This window comes from Burkholderia sp. 22PA0099 (genome assembly GCF_047497165.1).
Lineage (GTDB): Bacteria > Pseudomonadota > Gammaproteobacteria > Burkholderiales > Burkholderiaceae > Burkholderia.
Map to the genome: position 1 here is coordinate 3266552 of NZ_CP163164.1, position 26493 is coordinate 3293044.

The 26493-nt window shown below is 66.0% G+C and carries 27 protein-coding genes; 6 read left to right on the plus strand and 21 right to left on the minus strand.

The genetic code is table 11. The features are described from left to right. Positions 1-123: 123 nt before the first annotated feature. The 3 genes from leuD to AB4851_RS14265 are packed head-to-tail and all read right to left on the minus strand — an operon-like array spanning position 124 to position 3143. Positions 124-792 carry a 3-isopropylmalate dehydratase small subunit gene (gene leuD / locus AB4851_RS14255; protein WP_414447746.1) on the minus strand — a complete coding sequence of 223 codons (669 nt, stop codon included), beginning with the start codon at positions 790-792 and terminating at the stop codon, positions 124-126. A 1-nt stretch (position 793) separates the two neighbouring features. Beyond that, positions 794-2200: a 3-isopropylmalate dehydratase large subunit gene (gene leuC / locus AB4851_RS14260; protein WP_414447747.1), complete on the minus strand. Its 1407-nt coding sequence runs from the start codon at positions 2198-2200 to the stop codon at positions 794-796. Positions 2201-2258: 58 nt separating this feature from the next. Further along, positions 2259-3143 carry an alpha/beta fold hydrolase gene (locus AB4851_RS14265; RefSeq protein WP_414447748.1) on the minus strand — a complete coding sequence of 295 codons (885 nt, stop codon included), beginning with the start codon at positions 3141-3143 and terminating at the stop codon, positions 2259-2261. 88 nt (positions 3144-3231) lie between these two features. Between AB4851_RS14265 and AB4851_RS14270 the strand changes: the two genes are divergently transcribed. Further along, complete coding sequence (locus tag AB4851_RS14270; protein ID WP_414441791.1) at positions 3232-4155, plus strand: LysR family transcriptional regulator; 924 nt, start codon at positions 3232-3234, stop codon at positions 4153-4155. Between the two features lie 82 nt (positions 4156-4237). Here the strand turns inward: AB4851_RS14270 and AB4851_RS14275 are convergent, their stop codons facing one another. Further along, positions 4238-5071, minus strand: coding sequence for a hypothetical protein (locus AB4851_RS14275; RefSeq protein ID WP_414447749.1), 834 nt, complete (start codon positions 5069-5071; stop codon positions 4238-4240). A gap of 362 nt (positions 5072-5433) precedes the next feature. Between AB4851_RS14275 and AB4851_RS14280 the strand changes: the two genes are divergently transcribed. Next, positions 5434-7284: an alkaline phosphatase D family protein gene (locus tag AB4851_RS14280; protein ID WP_414447750.1), complete on the plus strand. Its 1851-nt coding sequence runs from the start codon at positions 5434-5436 to the stop codon at positions 7282-7284. A 110-nt stretch (positions 7285-7394) separates the two neighbouring features. On the opposite strand, the gene AB4851_RS14285 is transcribed toward AB4851_RS14280, so the two are convergent. From AB4851_RS14285 to cynR, 6 genes are all read right to left on the minus strand, one after another. After that, positions 7395-7622: a hypothetical protein gene (locus tag AB4851_RS14285; protein ID WP_414447751.1), complete on the minus strand. Its 228-nt coding sequence runs from the start codon at positions 7620-7622 to the stop codon at positions 7395-7397. Positions 7623-7757: 135 nt separating this feature from the next. Continuing rightward, the gene (locus tag AB4851_RS14290) at positions 7758-8261 is read right to left on the minus strand and encodes a cytochrome P460 family protein (RefSeq protein ID WP_414447752.1); all 504 of its coding nucleotides are present in this window, start codon (positions 8259-8261) and stop codon (positions 7758-7760) included. Then, positions 8258-9301 carry an alpha/beta fold hydrolase gene (locus tag AB4851_RS14295; protein WP_414447753.1) on the minus strand — a complete coding sequence of 348 codons (1044 nt, stop codon included), beginning with the start codon at positions 9299-9301 and terminating at the stop codon, positions 8258-8260. The genes AB4851_RS14290 and AB4851_RS14295 overlap by 4 nt, the downstream gene beginning before the upstream one ends. A gap of 242 nt (positions 9302-9543) precedes the next feature. Then, positions 9544-10266, minus strand: coding sequence for an acetyltransferase (locus tag AB4851_RS14300; RefSeq protein WP_414447754.1), 723 nt, complete (start codon positions 10264-10266; stop codon positions 9544-9546). A 227-nt stretch (positions 10267-10493) separates the two neighbouring features. Next, a complete protein-coding gene (locus tag AB4851_RS14305; protein ID WP_414447755.1) occupies positions 10494-11609 on the minus strand; it encodes an EAL and HDOD domain-containing protein in 1116 nt (371 codons plus the stop codon). Positions 11610-12216: 607 nt separating this feature from the next. Then, complete coding sequence (gene cynR / locus AB4851_RS14310; protein WP_414447756.1) at positions 12217-13113, minus strand: transcriptional regulator CynR; 897 nt, start codon at positions 13111-13113, stop codon at positions 12217-12219. Positions 13114-13254: 141 nt separating this feature from the next. Here cynR and AB4851_RS14315 point away from each other — a divergent pair, with 141 nt between their 5' ends. Further along, positions 13255-13917: a carbonic anhydrase gene (locus tag AB4851_RS14315; protein ID WP_414447757.1), complete on the plus strand. Its 663-nt coding sequence runs from the start codon at positions 13255-13257 to the stop codon at positions 13915-13917. A 52-nt stretch (positions 13918-13969) separates the two neighbouring features. Beyond that, positions 13970-14440 carry a cyanase gene (cynS, locus tag AB4851_RS14320; RefSeq protein WP_414447758.1) on the plus strand — a complete coding sequence of 157 codons (471 nt, stop codon included), beginning with the start codon at positions 13970-13972 and terminating at the stop codon, positions 14438-14440. Between the two features lie 21 nt (positions 14441-14461). On the opposite strand, the gene AB4851_RS14325 is transcribed toward cynS, so the two are convergent. Further along, positions 14462-15952, minus strand: coding sequence for an HD domain-containing phosphohydrolase (locus tag AB4851_RS14325; protein ID WP_414447759.1), 1491 nt, complete (start codon positions 15950-15952; stop codon positions 14462-14464). Positions 15953-16170: 218 nt separating this feature from the next. Here AB4851_RS14325 and AB4851_RS14330 point away from each other — a divergent pair, with 218 nt between their 5' ends. Continuing rightward, positions 16171-16755: a DUF308 domain-containing protein gene (locus AB4851_RS14330; RefSeq protein WP_414447760.1), complete on the plus strand. Its 585-nt coding sequence runs from the start codon at positions 16171-16173 to the stop codon at positions 16753-16755. A gap of 52 nt (positions 16756-16807) precedes the next feature. Here the strand turns inward: AB4851_RS14330 and AB4851_RS14335 are convergent, their stop codons facing one another. From AB4851_RS14335 to AB4851_RS14355, 5 genes are all read right to left on the minus strand, one after another. Beyond that, positions 16808-17152, minus strand: coding sequence for a ribbon-helix-helix domain-containing protein (locus AB4851_RS14335; protein ID WP_414447761.1), 345 nt, complete (start codon positions 17150-17152; stop codon positions 16808-16810). A 36-nt stretch (positions 17153-17188) separates the two neighbouring features. After that, entirely contained in the window at positions 17189-18799 is a 1611-nt protein-coding gene (locus AB4851_RS14340; RefSeq protein WP_414447762.1) for a GMC family oxidoreductase, read from the minus strand. Between the two features lie 16 nt (positions 18800-18815). Continuing rightward, positions 18816-19427 (minus strand): tat (twin-arginine translocation) pathway signal sequence, encoded by a 612-nt coding sequence (locus tag AB4851_RS14345; protein WP_414447763.1) that lies wholly within the window; start codon positions 19425-19427, stop codon positions 18816-18818. Between the two features lie 145 nt (positions 19428-19572). After that, positions 19573-19971 carry a VOC family protein gene (locus AB4851_RS14350; protein WP_414447764.1) on the minus strand — a complete coding sequence of 133 codons (399 nt, stop codon included), beginning with the start codon at positions 19969-19971 and terminating at the stop codon, positions 19573-19575. A 43-nt stretch (positions 19972-20014) separates the two neighbouring features. After that, positions 20015-20404: a c-type cytochrome gene (locus AB4851_RS14355; protein WP_414447765.1), complete on the minus strand. Its 390-nt coding sequence runs from the start codon at positions 20402-20404 to the stop codon at positions 20015-20017. Positions 20405-20637: 233 nt separating this feature from the next. Here AB4851_RS14355 and AB4851_RS14360 point away from each other — a divergent pair, with 233 nt between their 5' ends. Further along, positions 20638-21399 (plus strand): SDR family oxidoreductase, encoded by a 762-nt coding sequence (locus tag AB4851_RS14360; protein ID WP_414447766.1) that lies wholly within the window; start codon positions 20638-20640, stop codon positions 21397-21399. A gap of 30 nt (positions 21400-21429) precedes the next feature. On the opposite strand, the gene AB4851_RS14365 is transcribed toward AB4851_RS14360, so the two are convergent. The 5 genes from AB4851_RS14365 to tssD all read right to left on the minus strand — a co-directional run bounded on the left by AB4851_RS14365 (position 21430) and on the right by tssD (position 26115). Continuing rightward, positions 21430-22731, minus strand: coding sequence for a GGDEF domain-containing protein (locus tag AB4851_RS14365; RefSeq protein WP_414447767.1), 1302 nt, complete (start codon positions 22729-22731; stop codon positions 21430-21432). 276 nt (positions 22732-23007) lie between these two features. After that, positions 23008-23412 carry a cupin domain-containing protein gene (locus tag AB4851_RS14370; RefSeq protein ID WP_414447768.1) on the minus strand — a complete coding sequence of 135 codons (405 nt, stop codon included), beginning with the start codon at positions 23410-23412 and terminating at the stop codon, positions 23008-23010. A gap of 40 nt (positions 23413-23452) precedes the next feature. Next, positions 23453-24592, minus strand: a complete 1140-nt coding sequence (locus AB4851_RS14375; RefSeq protein ID WP_414447769.1) for an alpha/beta fold hydrolase — start codon at positions 24590-24592, stop codon at positions 23453-23455. Between the two features lie 507 nt (positions 24593-25099). Then, entirely contained in the window at positions 25100-25618 is a 519-nt protein-coding gene (locus tag AB4851_RS14380; protein ID WP_414447770.1) for a DUF2778 domain-containing protein, read from the minus strand. Positions 25619-25632: 14 nt separating this feature from the next. Beyond that, a complete protein-coding gene (gene tssD, locus AB4851_RS14385; protein WP_414447771.1) occupies positions 25633-26115 on the minus strand; it encodes a type VI secretion system tube protein TssD in 483 nt (160 codons plus the stop codon). Between the last annotated feature and the right edge of the window lie 378 nt (positions 26116-26493).

Here is a 26493-nt window from a genome sequence, read left to right on the forward strand (position 1 = left end):
CCTCCGGAAAGAAAGGGGCGTGCGTCGTCCCCGCCGCCCTGTTGTCGGGCGGTCGGAGCGATGCGGGGTGCGGAAAAAGTCGGCCGGGTGCGGCCGCGGTGCGGGCGGCCGGGCCGCCCGTGTTCAGGTAACCGAACTAACCGGCGCTGCCGAAGCCGCCGACGCTGCCGTGCCCGGCACGTCGATCAGCGCCCACGGATGCGCGGCGCGATGCCGTTGCTCGAACGCGTCGATCGCGTCGGCCATCAGAAGCGTCAGGTCGATGGTGTCGACGCCGTCGATCACCATGCGCTTGTGGCGCGCGCCGATCGGAAACGAATACACGGTGCCGCCGGGCGTGGCGACCGCCTGCGCTTCCAGGTCGATCTTCAGGATGCCTTGCGGATGCGCCTGCGCCTCGGCCGTCAACGCATCGACCACCTCGCGCGGCAGCGCCACCAGCAGCAGCCGGTTGTTCATCGCGTTCGAATAGAAGATCTCGGCGAAGCTCGGCGCGATCACGGCCGTGATGCCGTATTGCATCAGGCCCCAGACGGCGTGTTCGCGGCTCGATCCGCAACCGAAGTTCGCGCCGCCGATCAGGATCGACGCGCCGGCGTGGCGCGGGTCGTTCAGCACCGCGCCATCGCGCGGGCGGCCCTGCGCATCGACGCGCAGGTCGTACAGCAGCCCTTGCGCAAGGCCCGCCTTGTCGATGCCGCGCAGGAACTGCTTCGGCATGATCTGGTCGGTGTCGAGGTTGTCGATCGGCAGCGGCAGCGCACGGCCTTCGAGATGGGTCAGCAGGCTCATGTCAGTGCTCCAGCGTGCGGATGTCGGTCAGGCGGCCGGTCAGCGCGGCGGCGGCGGCCATCGCGGGGCTCATCAGGTGGGTGCGCCCGCCGCGCCCCTGCCGCCCCTCGAAATTGCGGTTGGTGGTGGAGGCGCAGCGCTCGCCGGCCTCGAGAAAGTCGTCGTTCATCGCGAGGCACATCGAGCAGCCCGGCTCGCGCCATTCGAAGCCGGCCTCGGTCAGCACGCGCGCGATGCCCTCGGCCTCGGCCTGGCGGCGCACCCGGCCCGAGCCGGGCACCACCATCGCGCGCACGCCCTCGGCCACCTGACGGCCGCGCACGATCGCGGCCACCGTGCGCAAATCCTCGATGCGACCGTTGGTGCACGAGCCGATGAACACGCGGTTCACCGGCGTGCCGGCGATCGGCGCGCCGGCCTGCAGGCCGATGTAGTCGAGCGCGCGGCGCGTGGATTCGGCCTCGGCCGGTGTGGCCTGATCCTCGGCGGCCGGCACGGCGGCGTCGATCGCGATCGCCTGGTCGGGGCTGGTGCCCCAGGTCACGAACGGCGCGACCTGGCTGGCGTCGAAGCGATGCTCGGCATCGAAGCGCGCGCCCGCGTCGCTCGCCAGCCCGGCCCAATCGGCGCAGGCGGCGGCCCATTGCGCGTCGTCGAACGCCACATGCCGGCGCACGTAGTCGAGCGTGGTCGCGTCGGGCGCGATCAGCGCGGCGCGCGCGCCGGCCTCCACCGTCATGTTGCAGAGCGTCATGCGCGCCTCGGCCGTGAGGCCTTCGAGCGTGCTGCCGGCGAACTCGACCGCATAGCCGCGCGCGCCCTGCGCGCCGATCTTCGCGATCAGCCAGATCACGAGATCCTTGGCCGTGGTGCCGTACGGCAGCGCGCCGTCGATCGTGATCCGCATGGTCTGCGCCAGGCGGTAGACCAGCGTTTGCGTGGCCAGCACGTGCTCGACTTCCGAGGTGCCGATGCCGAAACCGAGCGCACCGAGCGCGCCGTAGGTGGTGGTGTGGCTGTCGCCGCACAGGATCACCATGCCGGGCCGCACGAAGCCGTGCTCGGGCGCGACCACGTGCTCGATGCCCTGGTCGGGATCGTCGGTGCCGAACAGGCGGATGCCGGCCCGCTCGCAGTTGCGCGCGAGATTGCTGGCCTGCGTGGCCGAGGCCACGTCGATGATCCGGCGCGGCCGTTCGGCGTGGGTCGGGATGATGTGACTGACCACCGCCACCTGCTGGCCGGGCCGGCGCACCGCGCGGCCCTTCTCGTCCAGCCCGGCGAACGCCTGCGGGCTGGTGTATTCGTTCATCAGATGCAGGTCGGCGTAGAGCAGCACGTTGTCCGCATCGAGCGGCGCGACGGTGTGCGAATCGACGAGCTTCTGGTACAGCGTCCGGATAGCCATCCCGGTTCCTCTCGTATCGTGGGTGAATATTCAGGGGTACGGAACGTACGGGCCAGCCTCAGCCCGCGCCGCGCAGGAACGGCAGCGCCGCGTCGAGCAGCGCGTCCGGCGCTTCCTCTGGGATGTAGTGGCCGCACGGCAGCGCGTGGCCGGTCACCGCGTCGGACCAGCGCCGCCATTCGGCGAGCGGATCGAAGCACTGGCCGATCACGCCGTCGGCGCCCCACAGGGCCAGCATCGGGCAGGCCAGCTTGCGGCCCGCGGCCAGATCGGCGCGGTCGTGATCGAGATCGATCGTGATCGATGCACGGTAGTCCTCACAGATGCCGTGCGCGGTGGCCGGATCGGACAGGCAACGCAGGTATTCCGCATAAGCCTCGGGCGCGAACGGCTTGAGCCCCGCGCTGCGCGCGCCGATGGTCTGCTTCAGGTACAGGTCCGGGTCGGCGCGGATCAACGTTTCGGGGAACGGCGCGGGCCGCACCAGGAAGAACCAGTGCCAATAGGCGCGCGCGAACGCGAACGAGGTCTGCTCGTACATCGCCAGCGTGGGCGCGATGTCGAGCGTGACGAGCCGGCGCACCGCGTCCGGATGATCGAGCGCCATGCGCACGGCCACCCGCGCGCCGCGATCGTGGGCCAGCACGTCGAAACGCTCGAAGCCGAGCGCGCGCATCAGGTCCACCTGATCCTGCGCCATGCGGCGCTTCGCGTAGTTGGCGTGATCGGGCAGCCCGGCCGGCTTGCCGCTGTCGCCGTAGCCGCGCAGGTCGGCCGCGATCACGGTGAAGTCCCGCGCCAGCACCGGCGCGACCCGATGCCAGATCGCGCGGGTTTGCGGATGGCCGTGCAGCAGCAACAGCGCCGGGCCGTGGCCGCCGCGCAGCGCCTGGATCTGAATGCCGTCGGTCTCGACCTGGACCGGGGTGAAGTCGTCGAACATGGTTCCTCCTGCGTTTTTTGTAGTCTAATTGATGCCCTGAACGCCAAGGTATCGGCAAAAGCAAACCGGTATTAACTTGAGGGAAACAATGGACGCGATCTCGGATCTCGCGCTGTTCGAGCTGGTGGTGCGCCAGGGCAGCCTGACGGCGGCGGCGCGCGAGCTGGGCGTCACGCCGCCGTCGGTCAGCAAGCGTCTCAAGCAGATCGAGGCGCGGCTCGGCGTGCGGCTGCTGAACCGCACCACGCGGCAGATCAGCGTGACGACCGAGGGCGAGCTGTATGTGAACAGCGGCACGCGCATCCTCGCCGAACTGGCCGAACTCGAGCAGCAGGTCAGCCGCAGCCGCGCCGAGCCGGCCGGGCTGCTGCGCGTGAACGCCTCGTTCGGCTTCGGGCGCACCTGGGTCGCGCCGGCCGTGTCGGAGTTCGCGCTACGGCATCCGTCGATGGAAATCCAGTTGCAACTGACCGACCGGCCGATGAGCCTGCAGGAACATGCGTTCGACGTCGGCATCCGCTTCGGCGACGTGCCCGAGGCGCGCATCAACGCGCGGCGGCTGGTGCGCAACCGGCGCCTCGTCTGCGCCGCGCCCGCCTATCTGGCGCGGCGCGGCCTGCCGCGCACGCCGCGCGAGCTCGCGCAGCACGCCTGCCTGATCCTGCGCGAAAACGATTCGACCTACGGCAACTGGCACTTCACGCGCGGCAGCCAGGAAGAAAGCATCAAGGTGCGCGGGCCACTCAGCAGCAACGACGGCGCGGCCGTCCTCAAATGGGCGCTCGACGGCCACGGCATCGCGATCCGCTCGCAATGGGAAACCGAGGCGCGGCTGCGCGACGGCTCGCTGGTGCCGCTGCTGACCGACTGGACGCTGCCGAACGCCGACATTTACGCGGTCTATCTCGAACGCAACCAGTTGTCGGCGCGGCTGCGCACGTTCATCGATTTTCTCGGGGAGCGGCTGCCGCAGATGCTGGGGCTGCCGGCCGAGCGCAAGCGCGGAGGGTGAAAACCGGCGTGGCCCGGCCCGGATCGACCGGTGCCGGGCCACGCGCGGGGTGTGGGGTGGTTCGATGGCGAACCGCCGCGGGTCAGTCGTTGTGGTCGAACTTTGCCGCTTCGTCCTTGTTGTAGCGTCCCTTGAACAGCAGCCGGTCTTCCGCGCCGTCGGCCGTCAACGCGTAAAGCTGCACTTCGGTGACGATGTTGCGGCCGACCGTTTCGAAGCGGATATGCGTCGGCGACAGGCGCCGCGCCTCGACCGTCGATTTGTCGTTTTCATAGCGAAGCTTGTAGCCGGGCGCGAACTTCTCCAGATCGCCCTTCATGAACATCACGCAAGTGGACGTATCGCCGTGAAACACCACCGCGCCGTGCAGCGGCTCGGCTTCGGAGCGGCCATCGAACACCGAAACCTTCTTGTCGGATTCGCTGCGCCCGAATATCTCGATCTTGGCGTTCTCCTTGACCTTCAACGGCAATTCGACCGCGTTCTTTTCAGGAACGATCGTCAGGCCGCCATATTCGGCGCCGTCGACGTCGGCCGAATAATGGGTATAGCGCCCGACATTGCCCGAATCGAACACGATACGCGTCAGCTCGCCGCGATTGTCGATATGCCCCGCACCGGGACGAAACACCGCGCCGTCCTGGAAAAGCACCTGACTCTCTCCGGTTCCGTTCGCGCCATACACGCCGATCCGGCTGTTCCAGGCGATATCCTCGTTGGCCGGCACCAGGATGATGTTTGCCGCGTCGATTTTCTCGGGATCCTGATACGCCACCCCTTCCACGACGATATCGTAGTGCTCGAAATACGCGAGCGAACCGGCGCTGAATTTCACGCCCTTGCGTTGCTGGCCGTTCAGCTTGTAATCCGTCAGATAACCCGCAGACGGTGCCGTTGCATTTCCGTTATTGCTCATGGCGCTGATCCTTTTCGTGGAATATTCACTGCCCTCTTCATATCGACGATTGTTTTAAAGCAACCAGCATCGATATGCGGCAAGCGAAAGATAATCCACGAATGGGGTCATGCCGCACACGGCAGGAATACTCCACCATATTCCACACTCTTGCGAAACCCGAATCGAATTTGATTTATTTTGATATGAATGACGCAGCATCGAGATTGATCGATCGCATCCGACATAATCGTTCACGCGCGCGCTTCAATCGATTCGACAGTTTCTTCTATTCGCGATGCATTTCGCCGGTATTCACCTGCACGTCAAACTCGCTCTTTATCGTCGCGGTGCCATTCCCGATAACAAAAGGAAGCCAACGAATGAACCGCCGCCACTTTCTCCGTTCCTCCGCGTTCTTCACCATCGCCGCGGCCAGCGGCACGCTCGCCGCGTGCTCGTCCGACGACGATGCGCCCACCACGCCCAACACCGGCGCGAGCACCGCGCCCGCTGCCGGCGTCTACAGCTTCCCGCAAGGTGTCGCGAGCGGCGACCCGCGCGGCGACAGCATCGTGTTCTGGACGCGCGCCGTCGCCAAGTCCGGCGCGAGCGCGCCGGTCGGCCTGCAACTCCAGGTGTCCACCCAGGCCGATTTCTCGACGCTGGCCGCGCAGGTCGCGTTGCAGGCGCTGCCCGATTTCGACTACACCGTGCGCGCCAAGGTGACGGGCCTGGCCGCCGCGTCCACCTATTACTACCGCTTCGTGGCAGGCGGCGACATCAGCGCGGCCGGCACGGCCAAGACCGCGCCGGCGGCCGGTTCGAGCGTGTCGAAGGTGCGCTTCGCCTGGTTCACGTGCCAGGACTGGACGGTCAACCACTGGCAGGCGCTGTCGCTGATCGCGGCCGAAAGCGATCTGGATTTCGTGGTGCATCTGGGCGACTACATCTACGAGACGGTCGGCGCGTCGTTCCAGACGGGCGCGGCCGAGCCGGCCCACACGCAGATCACGCTGCCGGACGGCATCGCGCTGCCGGGTGGCGCGGGCATCTATGCGAACAGCCTCGACGACTACCGCACGCTGTATCGCACCTACCGCGCCGATGCGCGCCTGCAGGCGGTGCACCAGCGCTTCGCGATGATCCCGATCTGGGACGACCACGAATTCTCCGACGACTGCTGGCAGGATCACCAGACCTACACCAACGCGAACGCGCAGCAGACCTCGCGCCGCCGCAGCGCGAGCCAGGCCTGGGCCGAATACATGCCGATCGACTGGAGCGACGTGCAGTTCGACCAGAGCAACCCGGCCTACACGAACATCAGCATTTACCGCAGCTTCAGCTACGGCAACCTGATGGACCTGGTGATGACCGACGAGCGCCTGTTCCGCGACCAGCACGTGATGAGCGAGCAGATCGGCGGGCCGGCCGCGAGCCAGCTCGGCCTGCCCGATGCCAGCACCACCAGCTCGGTGGGCGTGCGCTATTTCGTGACGCAGAACGCGTTGAGCGCCGCCGAAGCGCTCGATACCGCCGCGCTCGGCCGCACGCCGTCGATCCTCGGCCCGACGCAGACGCAATGGTTCAAGCAGAAGATGTCCGGCTCGACCGCCGCGTGGAAGGTATGGGGCAACGAAGTGATGCTGAACCGCCTGTGGATCGACCTGACCACGGTGCCGGGCGTGCCGACCTCGGCGGCGTTCAACTACATCATGAATTGCGATTCGTGGGACGGTTATCCGAGCCACAAGGCCGACGTGCTCGGCTACCTGAAGCAGGCCAACGTGCAGAACGTGGTGGCGATCACCGGCGACCTGCACGCGTTCCAGGCCGGCGTGGTGCGCGATGTGCCGAACCCGGCCACGGGCACCCCGGTGCTGGTGGATTTCGTGTCGGCCGGGATCAGCAGTTCGTCGTTCTACAGCTACATCCAGCAGCAGACGCAAGGCACGCAGTACGCCGCCCTGCTGCCGTTGCTCGGCGTGACGAACGGCGCGACGTTCGACGCGGCGCTGCAACAGTTCAATCCCGACCTGGCCTACGCCGATCACGACGCGCAAGGCTACGCCTCCGCCACCGTCACGGCCGATGCATTCTCGGTGGTCTACACCAAGGTGAAACCGCTCAACAGCGACGGCACCGCGCCGGCGAACCCGGTCGCCAAGCGCGTGCAACTGAGCGTGGCGAACAATTCGCACACGATCCAGACGCAGGTGTTGAGCAGTTGAGCATCACGCGGCGCCTGACGGGCGCCGCAAAAAGCAACACGGCGCGGCGCACCCTCGATCGGGCACGCCGCGCCGTGTGAGCGCTACGCCGCTGTTGCGGCTGCCGTCGCTCAGTGCGAAGGCGCGGGCGCGGCCGCCGCGCTGGCTTCCTTGGCCTTCTTCGCCGCGTGATGATGGCCGATCGCGCAGCCGGCGGCCGCACCGAGCACCGCGTGGTGGCCCGCAACGTGGCCGGCCACGCCGCCCACCGCCGCGCCCTTCAGGCACCCGGCCGCATTGGCCGTGCCGGCGGCAGCGAACAGACCGAAACAGGACAGGGCAATCATCAGTTTTTTCATGGGGACTCCATAGGTAGCGTGTGAACCAGCCGGCATTGTGCCGTGGCCGCGTGCGCCGGTCCACGCCCGATGCCGTTCGTTACCGAAGCGACAAGGCTGTTACAGATGCCGGCCTTGTGGCCGGCCGCCCCGCCCTCACGGCGCCAGGCGCGTGAACACGTAGTCGTGATTCCTCACTAAAGCCTGATGGCACGCGAAGCAGGTCTGGTGCTGCGCGGCGTCCACCGGCACGCCGTTGACGAAGCGGCCGAAGCCCCAGCCGCCGGTGGCCGCATAGCGCTTCGAATCCTTGACCATCACCTGCACCGTGGTCGCCCGGCCGGCCACCGTCGCCGTGGGCGATTCTTCGGACTGCTTGCGCTTGTAGGCAAGCTTGACGAGGATCGTGCCGTCCGGAAACGGCAGCGTCGATTGCTCCAGCGCGGCCACCGCCTGCGGATTGCCGAGCACCACGCGCAGCTCGTCGAGCGGCGCGGGCTCCTCGGCCGGCGCGATCATCTCCCACTTGCGGTAGCCGGGCGGGATCGTCACGCCGTAGATCGGCGAGGCGTTCGGCGGCGGCGGCGGCGCATCGGCGGCCGAGGCCAAGGACGCACCGCCGAGCAGCACCACCGCCAGCCAACGCTGCACGCCCGTCACAACGCCACCACTTGCAGCATCGCGTCGGCGAACGCCTGCGGCGCTTCCTGCGGCAGGTTGTGGCCGATGCCGCCGTCGAGCGTGCGGTGGCGGTACTTGCCCGTGAACTTCTTCGCATAGGCGGCCGGCGCCGGGTGCGGCGCGCCGTTCGCGTCGCCTTCGAGCGTGATGGTCGGCACGGCGATCGGCGGCAGCGCGGCGAGCCGCTGTTCGAGCGCGTCGTATTGGGCCTCGCCCTGCGCGAGGCCGAGCCGCCAGCGGTAGTTGTGGATCACCACGGCGACATGGTCGGGATTGCGAAACGACGCGGCCGTGCGTTCGTAGGTGGCGTCGTCGAACCGCCACTTCGGCGAGGCCAGTTGCCAGATCAGGCGGTTGAACGCGTCGCGGTTCGCCGCGTAGCCGAGTTCGCCGCGCTCGGTCGTGAAGTAGAACTGGTACCACCACTGGAATTCGGCCTGCGGCGGCAGCGGCGCGCGGTTCGCGGCCTGGCTGCCGATCAGGTAGCCGCTGACCGACACCAGCGCCACCACGCGTTCGGGCCACAACGCCGCGATGATGTCCGCCGTGCGCGCGCCCCAGTCATAGCCGCCGAACACCGCCTTGTCGATCTTCAGCGCATCCATCAACGCGACCACGTCGGCGGCGATCGCGGCCTGCTGGCCGTTGCGCGGCGTGTCGGCGGAAACGATGCGCGTCGAGCCGTAGCCGCGCAGGTACGGCACGATCACGCGGTAGCCGGCCGCCACGAGACGCGGCGCGACCTCGGCGTAGGACTGGATGTCGTACGGCCAGCCGTGCAGCAGGATCGCCACCGGGCCGGTGCGCGGGCCGACATCGACATAGCCGACGTCGAGCACGCCGGCGCGGATCTGACGGATCTCGGTGAAGCTCGCGCCGCCGCCGGACGTCGCCGCGCCCGATGTTGCGGCCGGCGTTTGCGCCCGGGCGAGGCTGCCGAGGCCGAAATCGACGAGGCCGACGCCCGCGAGCGTCGTACCGAGAATGCGGCGGCGGCGAAGATTGACAGAATCCGACATGTTCCCTGCTCCTGATGTGCTGGCTTATCCCTGGAAAGCCGCGCCGATGCGGGCGCGGCCCCAACCTGATCGGCTCGACATGCCCGTGGGCCTGGGCCGTGGGCGGTGCGTCGAGCGTCTGGACGGATTTATAGCGGAGCCGGGAACGTCGTTTGTATCGCTCTGTATCGCGGTGTGGACGCGATACAGAGGAAATCAAAAATGCGGGGGAATGAGCGGAAACAGCGGAAAAACGCGGCGAATCAGGGGCGTCGGTTGGCGCGCTGCTCGGCGAACTTGATGCGCTTCAATTCGGCCAGCACTTCGAGCGCGTGGCCTTCGTCGGCCGTCAGGTCCACCAGGAACGCTTCGTTGTGCTGCTTGATCCATTGCAGCGGCATGTCCCACCAGGCCAGTTCGAACAGCGCCTCGCGCACCGGCTCGGCGAAGCGGAACTTGATCAGCCGCGCCGGCGAGCCGGCATAGATCGCATACGGCTCGGAGCGGAAATTGGGCGGCACCAGCGTGCGCGCGCCGATCACGCAACCGCTCTGGATCACGCTGCCGCCGAGGATCATCGCCTCGTCGCCGATCCACACGTCGTTGTGCACTTCGGTATCCGCATATTGCGGCGGCGGCGGGTTCAGCATGCCGGTGCCGAAAACGCTGAACATCGTCATCGAAATGCTGCGCGTGTCGTGCTGCCCGTTCAGCAGAAAGCGCACGCGCTGGCCGCCGGCCACGTATTTGCCGATGCGCAGGGTTTGCGCATTGCCGTCGTATTTGGCAAGCGAGCCGACGCCGAAGCCCGAGCCCTTCTCGATATGAAACGAGCCCTCGGTCGCTTCCTCGTCGATCCAGTTCTTGAAGAAATTATTCGGAATCGTTGAAAACGTACCGTCCCGATAACCGAATACGATGAAAGCGCGTGCTAACGGATGGTCCGCCAAAATACCCGTGCAATCGTCTGACGTGGTGACGTTCATTTCGAATGAAAAAGGCTGGCATTGCCTGCATTGGCGCAGGCAACGAAATTCGTGAAATCGGATGGAATGATCCGAGCGAATCCGTCACTGCCCCTTGGCACGCCGAGCTGGCACGGCTACGGCGGGTGGTGCGGCAAGCGGAGCGCGAATTGTATTACAAATGTCGCGCCACGCCTGTACCCACAATCCGGTACAACGGCTCGACACCACTCCGGCCTTATTGCCGCTTAATTCACGTCCGCATTCTCGAACGTCATCGCAAAAGCCAATGCCTCGCCAATCGGCCCGTCGAAATGGGAAATCGCCGATTTGATGGCCGGCGCCACCGGCAGGCTTTTCCAGAATTCCTCGCGATCCGTGGAATACAGCACGTCGAGCAGGGACAGCGCGCCGGCCATATGCGCCATGCGCACCAGATGCTCGTCGCCCGGATTGCCCCGCTCGATGTATTCCGCCATGATCTCGGCGCGCTGCTCGGCCAGGAACGTGAACGGATGATCGCGCTCGGTCAGGTCGCCGTGATAAATCAGGAACGTGCACCACTTCATCAGGCGCGCCGATCCGGCCACTCGCACGGCAGTGGAAATCGAGCCGATTTCCTGCGGCCTGACGCGCACGTTGTTGGCCGCGGCCGAGGCCAGGCGCAGCAGATGCACCAGCAGCGAGGGCGCGTTGGCGATCGAGCCCACCAACTGCTCGATCGGCGCGTCGTCGGCGATCAGGCCCATGGTCGACAGCACCGAGCCGAAGTCGGGCGGCACCGAGCGCACGCGGCGCATTTCGGGCCGCGAAAAGTAATACCCCTGGAACAGCGTCGCGCCGATCGCGCTCGCCTCGCGAAACGCGGCGTAATCCTCGACCTTCTCGGCCAGGATGGTCTTGTTCTTGCGCTTGAAGAAGGCGGCCAGTTCGGCGCGCCGCGATTCGGTGGTGATCGACCAGTCGATCTTGACGATATCGGCGATCGGCAGCGCCCGCTCGACACGCTCGTCGATCTTGCTGACGTCGTCGAGCGCGATGCGAAAGCCCATCGCGCGCAACACCCGGCAGTTCTCGATCACCTCGTCGTCCAGCGTGCTGTCCTCCAGCACTTCGAGCACGTAGTGCGCCGGATCGAGCACGCGGATCGCCTCGGAGTTGAGCAGCGCGTCGGTGCAGTTGATGAAGCAGTCCTTGCCGTCGGCCAGGTTCTCGATGCCGAAGTTGGCCACCGCCGATTCGATCACCGACACCGTTTCGGCCGAATCGACGTTCGGCGGTGCCCGGTTCTCCTCCCCGCCACGGTACAGCAGCTCGTAGGCGACGATTTGATCCGAGACGTCGAGGATGGGCTGTCGGGCCACGAATCGATATTTTATTGCGTTGCGAGGCATGTCATTTCTTCGAATCGTCAAACAGATTTCTACCCAATCGTATCGTGCGCATCGTTCACGCCGGATGCCGGTTTACCCCCGAACCGACCTCGACGCGACACGGCGCTGCTTTGCGAGGCGTCGTCGCCAAGCATGACCAAGCCATTAAGAACACGCCAGCGATTAAGACCGTCGATCGTGAAAATTCCGTGACACGGGCCGCGAGAGGTCAATGCCGATCGCCGTGGCAAAGTTTCGTCGTGTTGCAAGACAGGCGTTGCATCGGCGCCTGACGAATCGCTTTCAAGGAGGCGCGAAGGAGGCCTTGCGAGGGGAAATGCGTCAGCGCGCCGGCCGGGCGATGACGTGGTGGCGATACGGCAATGCGGTGCAACCCAATACCCATGCCCGCCCTCGGAATGTCAATACTCTCATTTTGTTATTCCATGATTTCACTATATAAACGCACGAATCATTTCCATTTATCAAATAATCCGATTGCAATGAAACACGCGCGGCGGGATTGTGAAGTATTCGCGAAGAAATAGAAAGCAAAATGGCCGAACAAAGTCGGCCGGTGTTTCAAAAATGATGATGCCTATTCGGGCGCAGCGCGCTCGGCTCGCGTCTCCAGCGCCAACGCAACGAATGCGCGCGCCGCCGCGCTCCGATAGGCATCCTTGCGCAGCAGCACGGCCGCCGTACGTTGCGGCAGCGCCGGCGTCAGTTCCACCCGGCACAGCGCGCGATGCTCGCGCGCCACCTCGGCCGGCAGCAGCGTGGCCAACCCGGTGCGCTGCACGATGTCGATCGCCGCGCTGATCGAATTGACCTCCATCGCGATGCGCGGCGCGACGCCATGCTGGCGGCAATAGCGGTCGACGTAATGGCGCGTGGCGAATTCGCCGTTCAGCAGCACCAGGGATTCGCGCGCGAACGCGTCGAGCGTCAGCGGCTTGCGCCGCTTCGCATGCGGATGCGCCTTGCCCACCACCACGGCCAGCGCCTCGACGAACAGCGCAACGGCCTCGATGTCGGGCGAATCGATTTCGGCGAACGCAATGCCGACATCGAGCGCGTCCTCGTTCAGCAAGGCCTCCATGCGCTCCTGCGGCATCTCCATCACGTCGAGCGTGAGGTTCGGATACCGCGCGTGATAGCGCGCCAGCAGCGGCCCGATCAGATAGGTGGTGAAGGTGGGCGTCATGCCGAGCCGCAAGCGGCCACGGCTCAACTCGCCCACGTCGTGAATCGCGCGCCGCCCCGCCTCAAGATCCTGCAACGCGCGCTGCGCGAAATGCACGTAGGCCGCGCCGGCATCGGTCAGGCGGACGGTGCGCCCGGAACGGTCGAGCAAGGGCACGCCGAGCGTGTCCTCCAGTTGCCGGATCTGCTGCGACAGCGTCGGCTGGGACACATGCAGCGCCTGCGCGGCGCGCGTGAAGTTGCGATGTTCCGCAACCGCCAGGAAATACCGGATATGACGAAGCAGCATGAGGCGCCCTCGAAGCGTGCCGGCCCGCGCCGGCAACTATTGGCAATACCAATGGCTTCGATAATAAACCGGTCTTGGACGCTATAACTGGCCCGTCGCATGATGGCTGCACCGGTTCACGACCTCCCGACGGAGCGAGACATGCAAGAGATCATCGACGGCTTCCTGAAATTCCAGCGCGACGTGTTTCCGCAGCGCTCCGACCTGTTCCGGCGGCTCGCCACCAGCCAGCATCCGCGCACGCTGTTCATCTCGTGCTCGGACAGCCGCCTGGTGCCCGAACTGGTCACGCAGCGCGAGCCGGGCGACCTGTTCGTGATCCGCAATGCCGGCAATATCGTGCCGCCCTACGGCCCCGAGCCGGGCGGCGTGACGGCCTCGGTCGAATACGCGGTAGCGGCGCTCGGCGTGACCGACGTGGTGATCTGCGGTCATTCCGATTGCGGCGCGATGACGGCCATCGCCAACTGCACCTGCCTCGATCACATGCCGGCCGTGCGCAACTGGCTCCGTTACGCCGATTCGGCGCGTGTCGTCAACGAGGTGCGCGACCACGCGAGCCCGCACGAGCGGGTCGATGCGATGGTGCGCGAGAACGTGATCGCCCAGTTGGCCAATCTCGGCACGCATCCGTCGGTGCGGCTGGCGCTCGATCAGGGGCGGCTCGCGCTGCACGGCTGGGTGTACGACATCGAAACCGGCTCGATCGACGCGTACGACGGCGCGACGCGCCGCTTCGTATCGCTGGCCGCGTTCCCCGACACCCGCGCGCTGCGCGCCATCGACGCCCGCCCCGCGGCCTGAAGCCCCGCTTTCCCCCGTTTTTCTCCCGACCTCTTTACCAAGGAGCATCGACATGACGCAATCGCACATCACCCAGGCCCCGCGCCAAGCGCTGACCGACCGGATCATCGACGCGAAGAGCCGCAAGAACCTGAGCTTCGAGCAGATCTGCGAAGGCACCGGCCTGAGCCTCGCCTTCGTGACCGCCGCCCTGCTCGGCCAGCATCCGCTGCCGGCCGACGCCGCGCGCGTGGTGGCCGCCAAGCTCGATCTCGACGACGACGACGTGCGCCAGCTTCAGACCATCCCGCTGCGCGGCAGCCTCCCCGGCGGCGTGCCGACCGATCCGACCATCTACCGCTTCTACGAGATGGTGCAGGTCTACGGTTCGACGCTCAAGGCGCTGGTGCACGAGCAGTTCGGCGACGGCATCATCAGCGCGATCAATTTCAAGCTCGACATCAAGAAAGTGGACGACCCGGAAGGCGGGTCGCGCGCGGTGATCACGCTGGACGGCAAGTACCTGCCGACCAAGCCGTTCTGAACGTTTCGCGCAGCGGCCCGCTCAGATCAGCCCCATCACCGAGGCCTTGAGCGTGGCCGCCGCGCGCGTCGAGCAGTCGAGCTTGCGGAATACGCTCTCGACGTGCGTGCGCACCGTGCTCGGGCTCAAGGTCAGGGCGCGCGCCGCTTCCTTGTTGCTCGCGCCGCGCGAAATCGCCCGCAGCACGTCCAGCTCGCGCGCCGACAACGGCACGGCCTGCTGCGCACCGCTCCCGACCGGGCTGGCGGGCCGCTTGAGCGCGCCGCCATCGATCATCAGCGCCTCGACCACGGCACCGTCGAACCGGCCGGCCGCCACCGCCTCGCGCATCTGCTGCGCCGCCGCGTCGTCGGGTAGCGCCGCGCGCCACGGCCGCGCCGAGCGCCATGCCACCCACGCCACCGCCGCCGCCAGCACGCGCGCCTCCAGCGTCAGCGCCACGCCGCGCGCACCGCGGAAATACCCGGAACCGTCGAGCCGCTCGTAAGCGTGCGCGGCCAGTTCGGCCGCCTCGCCGAGCACCCCCGCCTGCCGGCCGGCGCGCGAGGTCCAGTACGGCGCGAGCCGCACCTTTTCCCAGGCGCTTTCGGGCAGCGGCCCCGGCAGGTTCCACACGCTGTTCGGCACCGAGGCGCGCCCGATCCCGTGAATCAGCCCGGCCCGGTAGACGCGCTCGTGCGCGGCCGCATCGGGCGTCAGCCGCGCGCAGCAGGCGGCGGCGGTGGCCGCCACGGTGCGCGAGAAGCCCGTCATCCACGGCAGCTTCAGATCGATGACGTCGGCGATCAGCTCGGCCGAGGCCGCCTGCTCCATCGATGGCGTCAGCAGCCCGGCGTCGAGTTCGCCCGGCGCGGCGCGCTCCAGCGTGGCGAGCCAGCCGGCCGCCTCGCGCGCCGCCAGCTCGACGAGCGCGCGCGGGTAACGCGACTCGGCGTGCTGCGCGAGCATGGCCAGCGCCGTCTCGACGCCGTACACGCGGTGGTAGATCTCGAGGTCGCCCGCCAGCGAGACGATCATGACCGGCATCGGCACCGCCTCGCGGGCCAGATGCGACGGCAGGCCGTTGCCGTCCCAGGTTTCGAAGATGTGGCGCGAGGCCATTTCCGTATCGCGCGACAGGCCCAGCATGCGCGCCACCTCGCCCGACACCTCGCAGTGGATCTGCGCCAGCGGCACCAGCGCCGTGCCCGCGCCGCCCGCCGCCTCCAGCGGCGCGCGCCAGCCGGGGCGGGCTTCGAGCATGGTGGCACGCACGGCGATGTCGTCGCCGAACGTCTCGGCGAAGCCGGCCGCGTTCGCCGTGCAGCCCGACCAGCGCAGCAGCGAGGTCTCGCGCGCCGTCGCGCAGCCCGCCGCGTCCAGCCCCGCCGCCTGCGCCAGCCGCCCGGCCAGCCAGGCCGAGCGCGGCGAGTGGTCGGTCGGCTGGCCCATGCTGAGGTCGCCGACGAAGGCGAGCGCCTTCAGGGCATCGAACACGCGCAACGGCGCGAGGCGGGCGGGATCGTCGGTCATCGGAGGGAAAACGGCAGGCATCGGCGGAAAAGGGACACGCTAACTGGATTGCGCGCGCGAGGGAACGCCCACTATACGCGAGGGGCCAACGGGCCGGATCGGTTATTCGACCGATGCCGCCCGCGCGCGGGCGATGCGATGCTTCTTCCGTCATCGGCGCCGCATGGCTTTCTGCCATGTCGCGCGCCGGCCCGTCATTCTCGAAGCAAGGAGTCGACATGATCGATCGTTACACGGAACCCACCGCCGCCCGCGCCGAGCGCTGGCTCAAGCAGTATTACTTCGTTCGGGCGGCGTTTTCGATCGTCTGGGTGGCGCTGGCCTTCGCGCTCGGCCGTCAATCGGCCGGGCTCGCGGCGATCCTGCTGGTGGTCTATCCGGCCTGGGACGCGCTGGCCAACTACCTCGACCTGTCGCGCAGCGGCGGCATGGCCGACAACCGCACCCAGACGCTCAACGTGCTGATCAGCACGATCACCACCGTGGCAGTGGCCGTGGCGTTGACGATCGGCCCGGATTGGGTGCTGCGCGCGTTCGGCCTGTGGGCCATCGTATCGGGCCTGCTCCAGCTCGGCACGGCATTGCGCCGCTGGAAGGGCTTCGGCGCGCAATGGCCGATGGTGCTGAGTGGCGCGCAATCGGCGCTGGCCGGCGTGCTGTTCATCGTGCAGGCCGAGGCGGCCGCGCCGCCGGCCATCGCCAAGGTGGCGGGCTACGCCGGCGTGGGCGCCGCGTACTTCCTGATCTCGGCCGTGTGGCTGGCGGTGCGCCAGGCACGGCGCCCGATGGCGCAGCAGTCCTGATCGATCCGCCGCCGCGCCGGCTCCCCCCACGGCGCGGCGGCTCGGTCGGTTCTTATCGCCCGGCTTCGACCATCTTGAGCCGGGCCAGCCCGGGAGGCACATCGTCGGCCGCCGGCTGGCGCTCGCCGCGCTCGCGGCTGACCGACAGATACCGCATGCAGCACACCCGCAGGAACGACGCGAAGTTGATCGGCTCGTCGCCGCGCAGGTCCAGCAGCTCGTCATGCAGCTTGGCGGCGAACTGGCTGGTGGTCATGTCCTCCCGGTTGGCGATTTCCTGCAGCACTTCCCAGAACAGGTTCTCCAGGCGCACGGTGGTCACCACGCCGTGTATCCGGATCGCGCGCGTGCGCGATTCGTAGAGAATCGGGTCCGCGTTGATATAGACGCTGCACATGCGAATGTCTCCTTGTCTCGAAGCGAGCCGCGCGGCTCACAGCTCGCGCCGGCTCATGCGCCCGGCGATGTAGTCGGCCTGACGGATCGCCAGCGTGACGATCGTCAGCGTCGGGTTCTCGGCCGCGCCGGTGGTGAACTGGCTGCCGTCCGAGATGAACAGGTTCGCGATGTCGTGGGTCTGGCCGAAGCCGTTGCAGACGCCATCCTCCGCGCGCGCGCTCATCCGGGCGGTGCCGAGATTGTGCGTGGAAGGATATGGCGGGACACGATACACCGTCTTCGCGCCGGCGGCCTCGTACACCGCCGTGCCCTGCTTGAAACCGTGCTCGCGCATCGCCTCGTCGTTCGGGTGGTCGTCGAAATGCACGTTCGCCACCGGCAGGCCGTAGGCGTCCTTCACGTCGTGGTTCAGCGTGATGCGGTTCGAGGCGCGCGGCATGTCCTCGCCGACGATCCACATGCCGGCGGTGTACGGATAGGCGTCCATCGCCTTCGTGAAATCGCCGCCCCAGGCGCCCGGGTTGAAGAACGCGGCGTAGAACGGCAGGCCCAGCGCGATCGTCTCCATGTGATAGCCGCCCGCGAAGCCGCGCCCGGTGTCGAGCCGCGCCTCGTCCTCGATGATGCCGGCCATGGTGGTGCCCTTGTACATGTCCACCTTCTGGTCGAACACGGCATACACCGAGCCGGTGGTGTGGCGCATGTAGTTGCGCCCCACCTGCCCCGACGAATTGGCCAGCCCGTCGCGGAAGCGGTTCGAGGCGGACGCCAGCAGCAGCCGCGGCGTCTCGATCGAATTGCCGGCCACCGCCACCACGCGCGCCTTCTGCCGCTGCAGCTTGCCCTTGGCGTCGTAATAGAGCACCGCCGTGGCCTTGCCGTGCGCGTCGTGCTCGATGCGCGCCACGTGCGCTTGGGTGCGCAATTCCATGTGGCCGGTGGCCTGCGCCTGCGGAATCTCGGTATAGAGCGTGGACCACTTCGCGCCGAACCGGCAGCCCTGGAAGCAGAAACCGCGCTGATAGCAGTGGCTGCGGCCGTCGCGGTTGGTGCTGTTGATCGCCATGTGGCCGGTATTGCATTCGCGGTAGCCGAGCTTGGTCGCGCCCGCGTGCATCACCTTGAAGTTGTTGTTGCCGGGCAGGCCCGGCAGGCCGTTGGTGCGCGTCACGCCCAGCTTCTTCTCGGCGCGGTCGTAGTACGGATCGAGTTCCTCGCGCGTGACCGGCCAGTCGAGCAGCGACGCGCCCTCGATCGCGCCGTAATGGGTGCGCGCCGCGAATTCATGCGCCTTGATGCGCAGGCTCGCGCCGGCCCAGTGGGTAGTGGTGCCGCCCACCGTCTTGCAGATCCACGCGGGCAGCTGCGGGAAATCGCGCGCCACCCGCCACGACCCGGACGTGGTGCGCGGATCGAGCCACGACAGCAGCTTGAATGCCTCCCATTCCTCGGTCTTGAAATCGGCCTGGGTGTTCAGGCCGCCCGCCTCCAGCACCACCACGTCGATGCCCTTCTGCGCCAGTTCGTTGGCGAGCGTGCCGCCGCCCGCGCCCGAACCGATCACCACCACCACGCTGCCGTCGTTGTGCGAAAAGTGCTTGTTCGCCTGCTGTTGTGTCGATTGCTGCGTCTGTTGCGTTGCCATGTGAGGTCTCCCAGGGTCAGGCTGCCGGAACCGGGCCGCTGTCCTGCGGCGCCGGGTCGGGCAGCCAGCTCAGGTCGTCGAAGCCCTGGAACAAATAACCGCCGTCGCCTTGCGCGGCGCCATAGCCGAAGTGCCGGTAGGCCAGCCCGTTGCTGTACAGCGAGACCACGGCCGTGCTGCGCACCGTCTCGAAGAACGGCGTGCCGGCGATCGCGGCGGTGTCCTTCGCCTGCGCGGCGGCATCCTCGTGAGCCCAGTCGCCACCGGCCGACTTCGCGTCGAGCTGGCGCGCGCCGGCCGCGAGTTGCGTGCGGGTGGCCGCATCCTTGCGCGCCTTGGCGTCGAGATCCTTGACCACCAGCGCGTAGACGGCGTCGTCGAGCGTGGCGTGCGGATAGATCTGCTTGACCAGTGCGAGCAGCACCGCGCCCGTGTGCGAATCGAGCCCTTGCAGCTCGATCGCCCAGACGCGGCTCGGCGCGAACGCCGCCAGCGACGACGACAGCGCCAGCGTGCCGATCAGCACGCCGGTTCCCTTGAGCCACTCGCGGCGCGTCAGCGCGATGCGCCGCGGGCCGTCCGCTTCGGCCTGCCTCTCGCGGACAATGCCGATGGTTTTGCCTTCCATGTTCGTCTCCTTGATTGCGGGAACGTGATGCGCTCGGGTTCGCTTGTGGCGCTTGTTGTTGTGGTGCTACCGTCATCACGCTTGCTGCCTGGGGTGCTTCGCTTGCTGCCTGGGTTTTTATATGCCGGTGATTGCCGGCCTTCGCCTAGCGGTAATGCCCGTGCCGTTCGAGCACCTCGATCTTGTAGCCGTCCGGGTCCTCGATGAAGAAGAAGCGCGCGATCAGCTCGCCGCCGCCGTCGCGAAACGCCTTGACGTCCTTCGGCTGCAGGCCGAGCCCGACCAGGCGCGCGCGGTCGGCGGCCGCGTCGTCCACCACGAACGCGACGTGGCCGTAGCCATCGCCGTGGGTATAGGCCGGCTCGCGGCCCTTGTTCCAGGTCAGTTCGAGTTCCATCTCGGCTTCGGCGTTGCGCAGGTAGACCAGCGAGAAATCGTCGAAATCGAGCCGGTGCGACGGCTTCAAGCCGAACGCCGCGTCGTAGAACGCGAGCGAGCGGTCGAGGTCGTGCACGCGCACCATCGTGTGAATCAATTTGGCCATCGGGCGATCTCCTTCGTCTCGATCAAGGGGTGAGCGGCGGGCCTCACTTCGGCCCGAGCGTGGCGATATAGGCGGCGAGGTTGTCGATGTCCTGATCGGACAGGCCCTGCGCCATCGGCTGCATCATCTGCGCCGTGCCGCCGGTGCGCTGGCCGGCCTTGTACGCGTGCAGCGCGGCGGCCACGTAGGCCGCGTTCTGGCCGCCGATCTTCGGGAACCCGGGCGAGGTGGTGGTGTTGCCGTTCGCGCCGTGGCAGGCCACGCACGCGGTGAATTTGGCGCGGCCCTGCGCGGGATCGCCGGCCGCCTGCGCGAGGCCCGCGCCGCCGAGGCAGGCGCCGGCCAGCACGGCCAGCGTCAGCAGGCGCGAGGAACCACGGGTCATGCGGAAAGAAGATGAGGACTGCGTGCGACGAACTCGGATCATGGTCATGCCTGCTCTCGTGGGGATGCGGTCTTCTAGTGCCGCCAGCGTAACGAGCGTGGCATGCCGGCTGGTAATACATGGCTAAATCGCGCCTAGGGGTTTTCCGCATCCGCATCGGCAGCACGCCGCAGCGCGTGACTTTTTCTCACTGCTGAGACGAATTCCGGTCCGTTGTGGCGGGTTGCGCGCGCACCTAGACTGAGCGCACCGCACTGCAACACGACCAGGAGATTCGCTCGATGACCATCCCTTCCCCCGCCCCGCTGATCCTGATCACCGGCGGCAGCCGCGGCGTCGGCGCCGCCACCGCGCGGCTCGCGGCCGAACGCGGCTACGACGTGGCGATCAGCTACGTCGCCAACGAAGCCGCCGCGCAGGCCGTGGCCGCCGACGTGCAGGCGCACGGCCGCCGCGCGCTGGCCGTGCGCGCGGACAGCGCCGACCCGGCCCAAGTGGACGACCTGTTCGCCGCGATCGACCGCACGTTCGGCCGCCTCGATGTGCTGGTCAACAACGCCGCGATCATCGCGCGGCAATCGCCGCTGGTGGAGTTGGGTTTCGAGCGGATGCAGCGGATCTTCGCCGTCAACGCGATCGGCCCGATGCTGTGCGCGCAGCATGCGATCCGACGCATGTCGCAGCGCCTCGGCGGCCGGGGCGGCGCGGTGATCAACGTGTCGTCGGCGTCGGCACGCCTGGGCAGCCCCAACGAATACGTCGATTACGCCGCCTCGAAAGGCGCGCTCGAAACGTTCACCACGGGGTTTGCCAAGGAAGTGGCGCGCGACGGCATTCGCGTGAACTGCGTGCGGCCGGGGCATATCTACACGGAGATGCACGCCAGCGGCGGGGAGCCGGGGCGCGTGGACCGCGTCAGGGAGTCGATCCCGATGGGACGCGGCGGTCAGGCCGAGGAAGTGGCGCGCGCGATCCTGTGGCTCGCGGGGAGCGAGGCGTCGTTCATTACCGGGACGTTCCTCGATGTGACGGGCGGCAAATAAGCGGCAAGCAAGCGGCCGGGGCCGCGCGCATCACGCCATCTCGACGCGATTGCGGCCCGATTGCTTGGCGCGATACAGCGCGCGATCGGCGCGGCGCATCAGTGCTTCCACGTCGTCCTCGCCCGCCTCGCGCGCCACCACGCCGATGCTGACCGTAAACGGAATCGGCTGGAGCCGCCACGGATGCTCGAAGTCCTGGCGCTCGAAGCATTGGCGCAGTGCGTCGGCCACGCGATGCGCGCGGTCGGCGTCGGCGCCGGGCAGCGCCGCCACGAACTCCTCGCCGCCCCAGCGCGCGAACACGTTCGGCTCGTGCGTCATCGATGCGCCGACCTGCGCCAGCACGCGCAACACCTCGTCGCCGGCATCGTGGCCGTGGCTGTCGTTGATGTCCTTGAAGAAATCGATGTCGAGAATGAACACCGACAACGCGTCTTCGCTGCCCAGCACGCTCTCCACGAATTCCATGAAGCCGCGCCGGTTCGGCAGGCCCGTCAGCGCATCGGTGGTGGCCTGCTGTTTCAGCAATTCCATTTGCAGCGCACGATCGGTAATGTCGCGCACCACGGCGGTAAATTCGGTCGCGCCATGCACGTCGATTCGCGACAGCGCGATTTCCACCGGAATAATCGAACCATTGCGATGCTGGCCGAATACGCTATTGCTGCCATCCATGCGCGGCGGCGTATTGTGGCGCACGGTCGGTTGATAACTGTCGGCGAATCGCTGCACGCGCTGCGGGTGATCGGCCCGATATTTTTCGGGCAATAAGGTTTCGATGGGCCGGCCGATTATCTCGGCGGCCGAATAACCGAACATGTTTTCCGCCGCGCGATTGAACAGCGTGATATTGCGATCGTGATCGATCGTCACGATCGCGTCGTAGGCGGAATTCACCACGGCGCGATAACGCGCGGCCTTGATATCGGGTTCCTGATTGGGCGGCAATTTGGTGGCGACGTCGAAACCCGTCACCATCACTTCACGCACGATCGCCTTGCCGCCTTGCAGATGCCGCACCGGCTCCAGCGACAGGCGCCACACCTCGGTATCGGCGCGGAAATCGTAGCTCCATGCGATCTGCGGCGATTCGCCGGCGTCGAAGCACACCCGCAACTGCTCGCGAAAATCGCGCAGCGCGAAATCCGCCGCCAGCACATCGAGCGGAATCGGAAAGGCGGGCATGTCCTCGCCCGTCACGCCCATCATTTCGAAAAAATGGTGATTGGCAGCCGTCACGACGAGCGCGCGGTGCATATCGCGTCCGATCGTGGCCACACAGATGGCAATGCCGTCCATGAATGGGACCGGCGTATTGGGCCAATCGGACATGATCTAACCTTACAAAATCTTCAATTCATATCGACTTCGGTCGTGCATTGAACCCGCCGTACCCCGCCCACCCGGCATCGTATCGATCGGCGGAACGGACGATTATAAACACAGCAAGTGAAATTTCCCGGCGGCTTGAATTAATCTCGTTCGCGCTGTTGCGGCGCGGCACATCGGGGGAACGGAACGCTGCCGCCCGGCAGGAGCGCGGGTGGCAGGTGCCGGGGCGGCCCGGGCGGGTGAAAACCCAACCCGGAGCCGCCCGCGGCGGATGGTTTACTGCGCCGGCGGCGCGGCCGGCGTGGCCAGCGGCTGGCCCTTGGTCACCACATGCACGGTCACGAGTTCGACCGGCGCGGCGCCGTCGTTTCTCGCGCTGTGCACGTGGCCGGTCTCGACGATGAAGCCCTTGCCGGCCGGCACCTGTTCGGTCGGCTTGCCGTCGACGAGCAGCGTCAGCACGCCCGCCTCCACATAGCTGATTTCGTCGCCCGGGTGGGTATGCCAGCCGAGCTTGCCGCCCGGCACGATCGTGACGTGCGAAATCACCGCTTCGCGCCCCGGCACCGATATGTCGCCCTTCAATACCTCGGTGCGCGTCACGCCCGTGGTTTGCGCCAGGCAAACCGACGACACTGCCGCCAACATCGCGCCGGCGATCCATTTCTGCATGGTTTTCATGATTCCACCTTGTTGATTCGGATTAATCGAAACGCGCGTTTCAATTGGCCAACAGTTTGGCCACATAGGATTTCCAGGCTTCCGGATGCGTTTGCGTCAGGTGTCCGTAGGAATGGCTCGATTCCGGCACCTCGACATAACTGCCGTGCGGCACGAGCGGCACGTAGCGCTGCATGACGCCGAGATCGGTGGCGTTCAGCAGGTCGTCGTCGAAATTCACGGCCAGCAGGCGCGCGCGGATCTTGCCGAGATCGGGCGTGGGGTTGTAATCGCGCGACGATTCGAACCAGTACAGCACGTCGTTCGCGTCGCTCTTCCTCGCGCGCTCGACCTGCGTGTCGTAGAGCGCCGTGGCGGCCTGCCGGTCGGGCGCTTCCTCCTGCATGCGCGCCGGGTTCACCGTCATCAGCGCGAAGATCGGCATCATGCGCAGCCATTGCGTCGGTTCCGTCTTGTAGGCGCCGTCCTGCCAGCCCGGATCGTTGCGGATCGCGCCGATCATCATCTGCCGCCACAGCCAGTTGCGCCCGGCAATCGGGATCGGCTGGCTGACCACCGGCATCAGCGCGTCGGCCATCGCCGGGTAGCGCTCGCCCCACATCCAGGTCTGCATGCCGCCCATCGACACGCCGAGCACCAGGCGCAGATGCGTCACGTGCAGGCCGTCCACCAGCATCCGGTGATTGGCTTCCACCACGTCGGTGTAGCCGTAGTGCGGGAACGCCGCGCCCATGCCGTCGCTCGGCTTGCTGGAGCCGCCACGGCCCAGGCCGTCGGGAATCACCACGAAATAGCGGCGCGCGTCGAGCGGCTGGCCCGGCGCATACAGTTCGCGGCGCATCAGCGGCGTCAGGAATTCCTGGCTGGTGGCCGTGGTGCCGTGCATCAGCAGCACGGCGTTGTCGATCCGGCCCGAGGCGTCGCGGTGCGGCGTGCCGATCGTCACGTAGTGAATCCGCACGTCCGGCAGCACGGTGCCGTCGGAGAACGTGAAATCGTGCGCGACGAAATCGCCGGCCTGTTCGGGGGGGAAGGTGTGGCTGCTGGGGCTGCAGAGGCTGCGTTGGCGGCGTGGGCCGTGTTGAGGACGCCCGCGCCGGCGAGCAACGCGCCGAGCGCGAGGCCGCGGAGTCTCGATGTAAACATTTTTTATCCGTGTGAGTTGTCCATCCGATAACAACAGGATGACGAATGACTGAGTGCGGCCCGGGGTGTTTCCGGCGATGCCGAAGCTGCCGAGCCGGGTTCAACGATAGACGTGCCCGCCCTGCTCGGATGGGAGGGAATTGTTCTGGAGCAGGACAATTCTGCGCAGATGGGAGGCGGCGGATTCGATGAGGAATGTACGCGAAAGGCGGGTGAAAGCGGGATGCGGGGTTTTCCGGGCGAGCCGCCGGGTACGACGTTCGCCCATCGATCGAATGCCTATCTACCCAAGGTTTGATTCAGGCAATGCGTTCGAGACCTGCGCCATAGTTTCACGATTGCCAGATAGGCAAGCACTGCCACAACCAATTCGATCGTCACCCATATCACGAAATATAAATCGTCTGGGTCGCGAATACCCAGGGCCTGGGACGTATACAACCATGCATGCGCCTGGGTTTCTGTCCACGCATAGGGGTATGGATGCACATAACGGACTGAAAGAAGAAACAAGCCGATGAATAACGTGAGCTTGAACAGCCTACGGGCAAGTGTTGCCATACGTGATGACCTCAATTGTTCCATAGGCGTCAAGCCCCGAATTCCCTGCAGGAATTTTTGTGGTGTGCAGCAATGCGTTCCGGATTCTCAGGAAATCGACGCGGCTCGGCAGGGTAATGCAGCCGAGCGAGATGCCATGCCCACCTGCCGGATGCAATCGAAACTGCCCACGCTTGACGCCATTTACCCACGTCACGTCGTCAATTTTCCCATCATCCCGATACAGTGCAAACCATTCTCGGTGATTCGATGGGTTTCCAAAAAAAGTGTTCCATTCGTCTTTGAAGCGTGCGAAGGCAATGGAACCTATACCACCGGTCGGTCGATCAATGATCCAGTATCTGCCTGCTGGAATGGGACCGTTATCGAGAACCGCAGTGCAGCCGCCTCGATTACGATATTGATTGTTTCCTGAAAACGCGTTGAACGTACCGACACCAAAAATCGTGAGAGGTGCCAACGGCACGTTATTCACAAAAAATTTTCCTTGATAAGCCATGGCTGCCCCATTTATCAGCGTTCATTCCACGAGTCAGAAAATTTAATATTTCCATCTAGGTAATGCCACGTGATGCGGTCATACATCATGGAAACGGACTCGACATGATTGAGCGCGGATGCCTGTGCCAGTTTTGCATTAGCCATGCCGGGATTGATGCCGCAGACCTTCACACCCTCCAACAGCATCACGAAATACACCTCCTCCTTTCCCGCGTCGTCGATGCGATACCATTTGATTTCAGCGGACTGCAACGTCTGCCCCTTAGCGACAGCCTTGTATAGATAGGGCGTTGCAGCATCAAATTCCTTTTCAAACGCGACTGCCGAGTGAACGCGCGCGCCAGTGATTTTTCCATTAGCGGCATCAACCGGCAGATTCACGCCGTGCCCAAAGCTGATAACTTCAATGCTTCCTTGCCGACCCTGAACGCTTGACGAGCCTTTTATGTCCGCACCACCATCATCTTTCAGCCACATGTACGCGGGAATGGGCATGCCGACTTTCTCCTTCATTGAGTTGGAACGACGTTCTGGCAAGCACCAAAACATCGAAACAATGAACTAAAAACCCAATGCAGCGCCATGATACGAGGCAAGGAATCATCTGATTATTATTTATCCCACAAATCGGTAGCGCGCAGCGCATATCTGGCACGCCGGCCGCGAGCCAGACGCGCGTACCTGCCGGAACGCTTTGGCGCGCTCGGCAGACGAGCCGCGAATCTTTAGTCCCCTCCCGTTCTCGGATGCCGATGTCGTCTGGCGGAACGTACGAGCCGAAAATCGTACCGTTCCATGTGACTCAAGCACCTTGCAAGACATCTGACATCACATATCAAAACCCAATACCGCAGCTGGCTCAGTACCCTGTCG

Bases quoted from the DNA above. Each gene is read 5' to 3' on its own strand.
- leuD (WP_414447746.1), bottom strand. From the start codon at position 792: ATGAGCCTGCTGACCCATCTCGAAGGCCGTGCGCTGCCGCTGCCGATC.
- leuC (WP_414447747.1), bottom strand. From the start codon at position 2,200: ATGGCTATCCGGACGCTGTACCAGAAGCTCGTCGATTCGCACACCGTC.
- AB4851_RS14265 (WP_414447748.1), bottom strand. From the start codon at position 3,143: ATGTTCGACGACTTCACCCCGGTCCAGGTCGAGACCGACGGCATTCAG.
- AB4851_RS14270 (WP_414441791.1), top strand. From the start codon at position 3,232: ATGGACGCGATCTCGGATCTCGCGCTGTTCGAGCTGGTGGTGCGCCAG.
- AB4851_RS14275 (WP_414447749.1), bottom strand. From the start codon at position 5,071: ATGAGCAATAACGGAAATGCAACGGCACCGTCTGCGGGTTATCTGACG.
- AB4851_RS14280 (WP_414447750.1), top strand. From the start codon at position 5,434: ATGAACCGCCGCCACTTTCTCCGTTCCTCCGCGTTCTTCACCATCGCC.
- AB4851_RS14285 (WP_414447751.1), bottom strand. From the start codon at position 7,622: ATGAAAAAACTGATGATTGCCCTGTCCTGTTTCGGTCTGTTCGCTGCC.
- AB4851_RS14295 (WP_414447753.1), bottom strand. From the start codon at position 9,301: ATGTCGGATTCTGTCAATCTTCGCCGCCGCCGCATTCTCGGTACGACG.
- AB4851_RS14300 (WP_414447754.1), bottom strand. From the start codon at position 10,266: ATGAACGTCACCACGTCAGACGATTGCACGGGTATTTTGGCGGACCAT.
- cynR (WP_414447756.1), bottom strand. From the start codon at position 13,113: ATGCTGCTTCGTCATATCCGGTATTTCCTGGCGGTTGCGGAACATCGC.
- AB4851_RS14315 (WP_414447757.1), top strand. From the start codon at position 13,255: ATGCAAGAGATCATCGACGGCTTCCTGAAATTCCAGCGCGACGTGTTT.
- cynS (WP_414447758.1), top strand. From the start codon at position 13,970: ATGACGCAATCGCACATCACCCAGGCCCCGCGCCAAGCGCTGACCGAC.
- AB4851_RS14325 (WP_414447759.1), bottom strand. From the start codon at position 15,952: ATGACCGACGATCCCGCCCGCCTCGCGCCGTTGCGCGTGTTCGATGCC.
- AB4851_RS14330 (WP_414447760.1), top strand. From the start codon at position 16,171: ATGATCGATCGTTACACGGAACCCACCGCCGCCCGCGCCGAGCGCTGG.
- AB4851_RS14335 (WP_414447761.1), bottom strand. From the start codon at position 17,152: ATGTGCAGCGTCTATATCAACGCGGACCCGATTCTCTACGAATCGCGC.
- AB4851_RS14340 (WP_414447762.1), bottom strand. From the start codon at position 18,799: ATGGCAACGCAACAGACGCAGCAATCGACACAACAGCAGGCGAACAAG.
- AB4851_RS14345 (WP_414447763.1), bottom strand. From the start codon at position 19,427: ATGGAAGGCAAAACCATCGGCATTGTCCGCGAGAGGCAGGCCGAAGCG.
- AB4851_RS14350 (WP_414447764.1), bottom strand. From the start codon at position 19,971: ATGGCCAAATTGATTCACACGATGGTGCGCGTGCACGACCTCGACCGC.
- AB4851_RS14355 (WP_414447765.1), bottom strand. From the start codon at position 20,404: ATGACCATGATCCGAGTTCGTCGCACGCAGTCCTCATCTTCTTTCCGC.
- AB4851_RS14360 (WP_414447766.1), top strand. From the start codon at position 20,638: ATGACCATCCCTTCCCCCGCCCCGCTGATCCTGATCACCGGCGGCAGC.
- AB4851_RS14365 (WP_414447767.1), bottom strand. From the start codon at position 22,731: ATGTCCGATTGGCCCAATACGCCGGTCCCATTCATGGACGGCATTGCC.
- AB4851_RS14370 (WP_414447768.1), bottom strand. From the start codon at position 23,412: ATGAAAACCATGCAGAAATGGATCGCCGGCGCGATGTTGGCGGCAGTG.
- AB4851_RS14380 (WP_414447770.1), bottom strand. From the start codon at position 25,618: ATGGCTTATCAAGGAAAATTTTTTGTGAATAACGTGCCGTTGGCACCT.
- tssD (WP_414447771.1), bottom strand. From the start codon at position 26,115: ATGCCCATTCCCGCGTACATGTGGCTGAAAGATGATGGTGGTGCGGAC.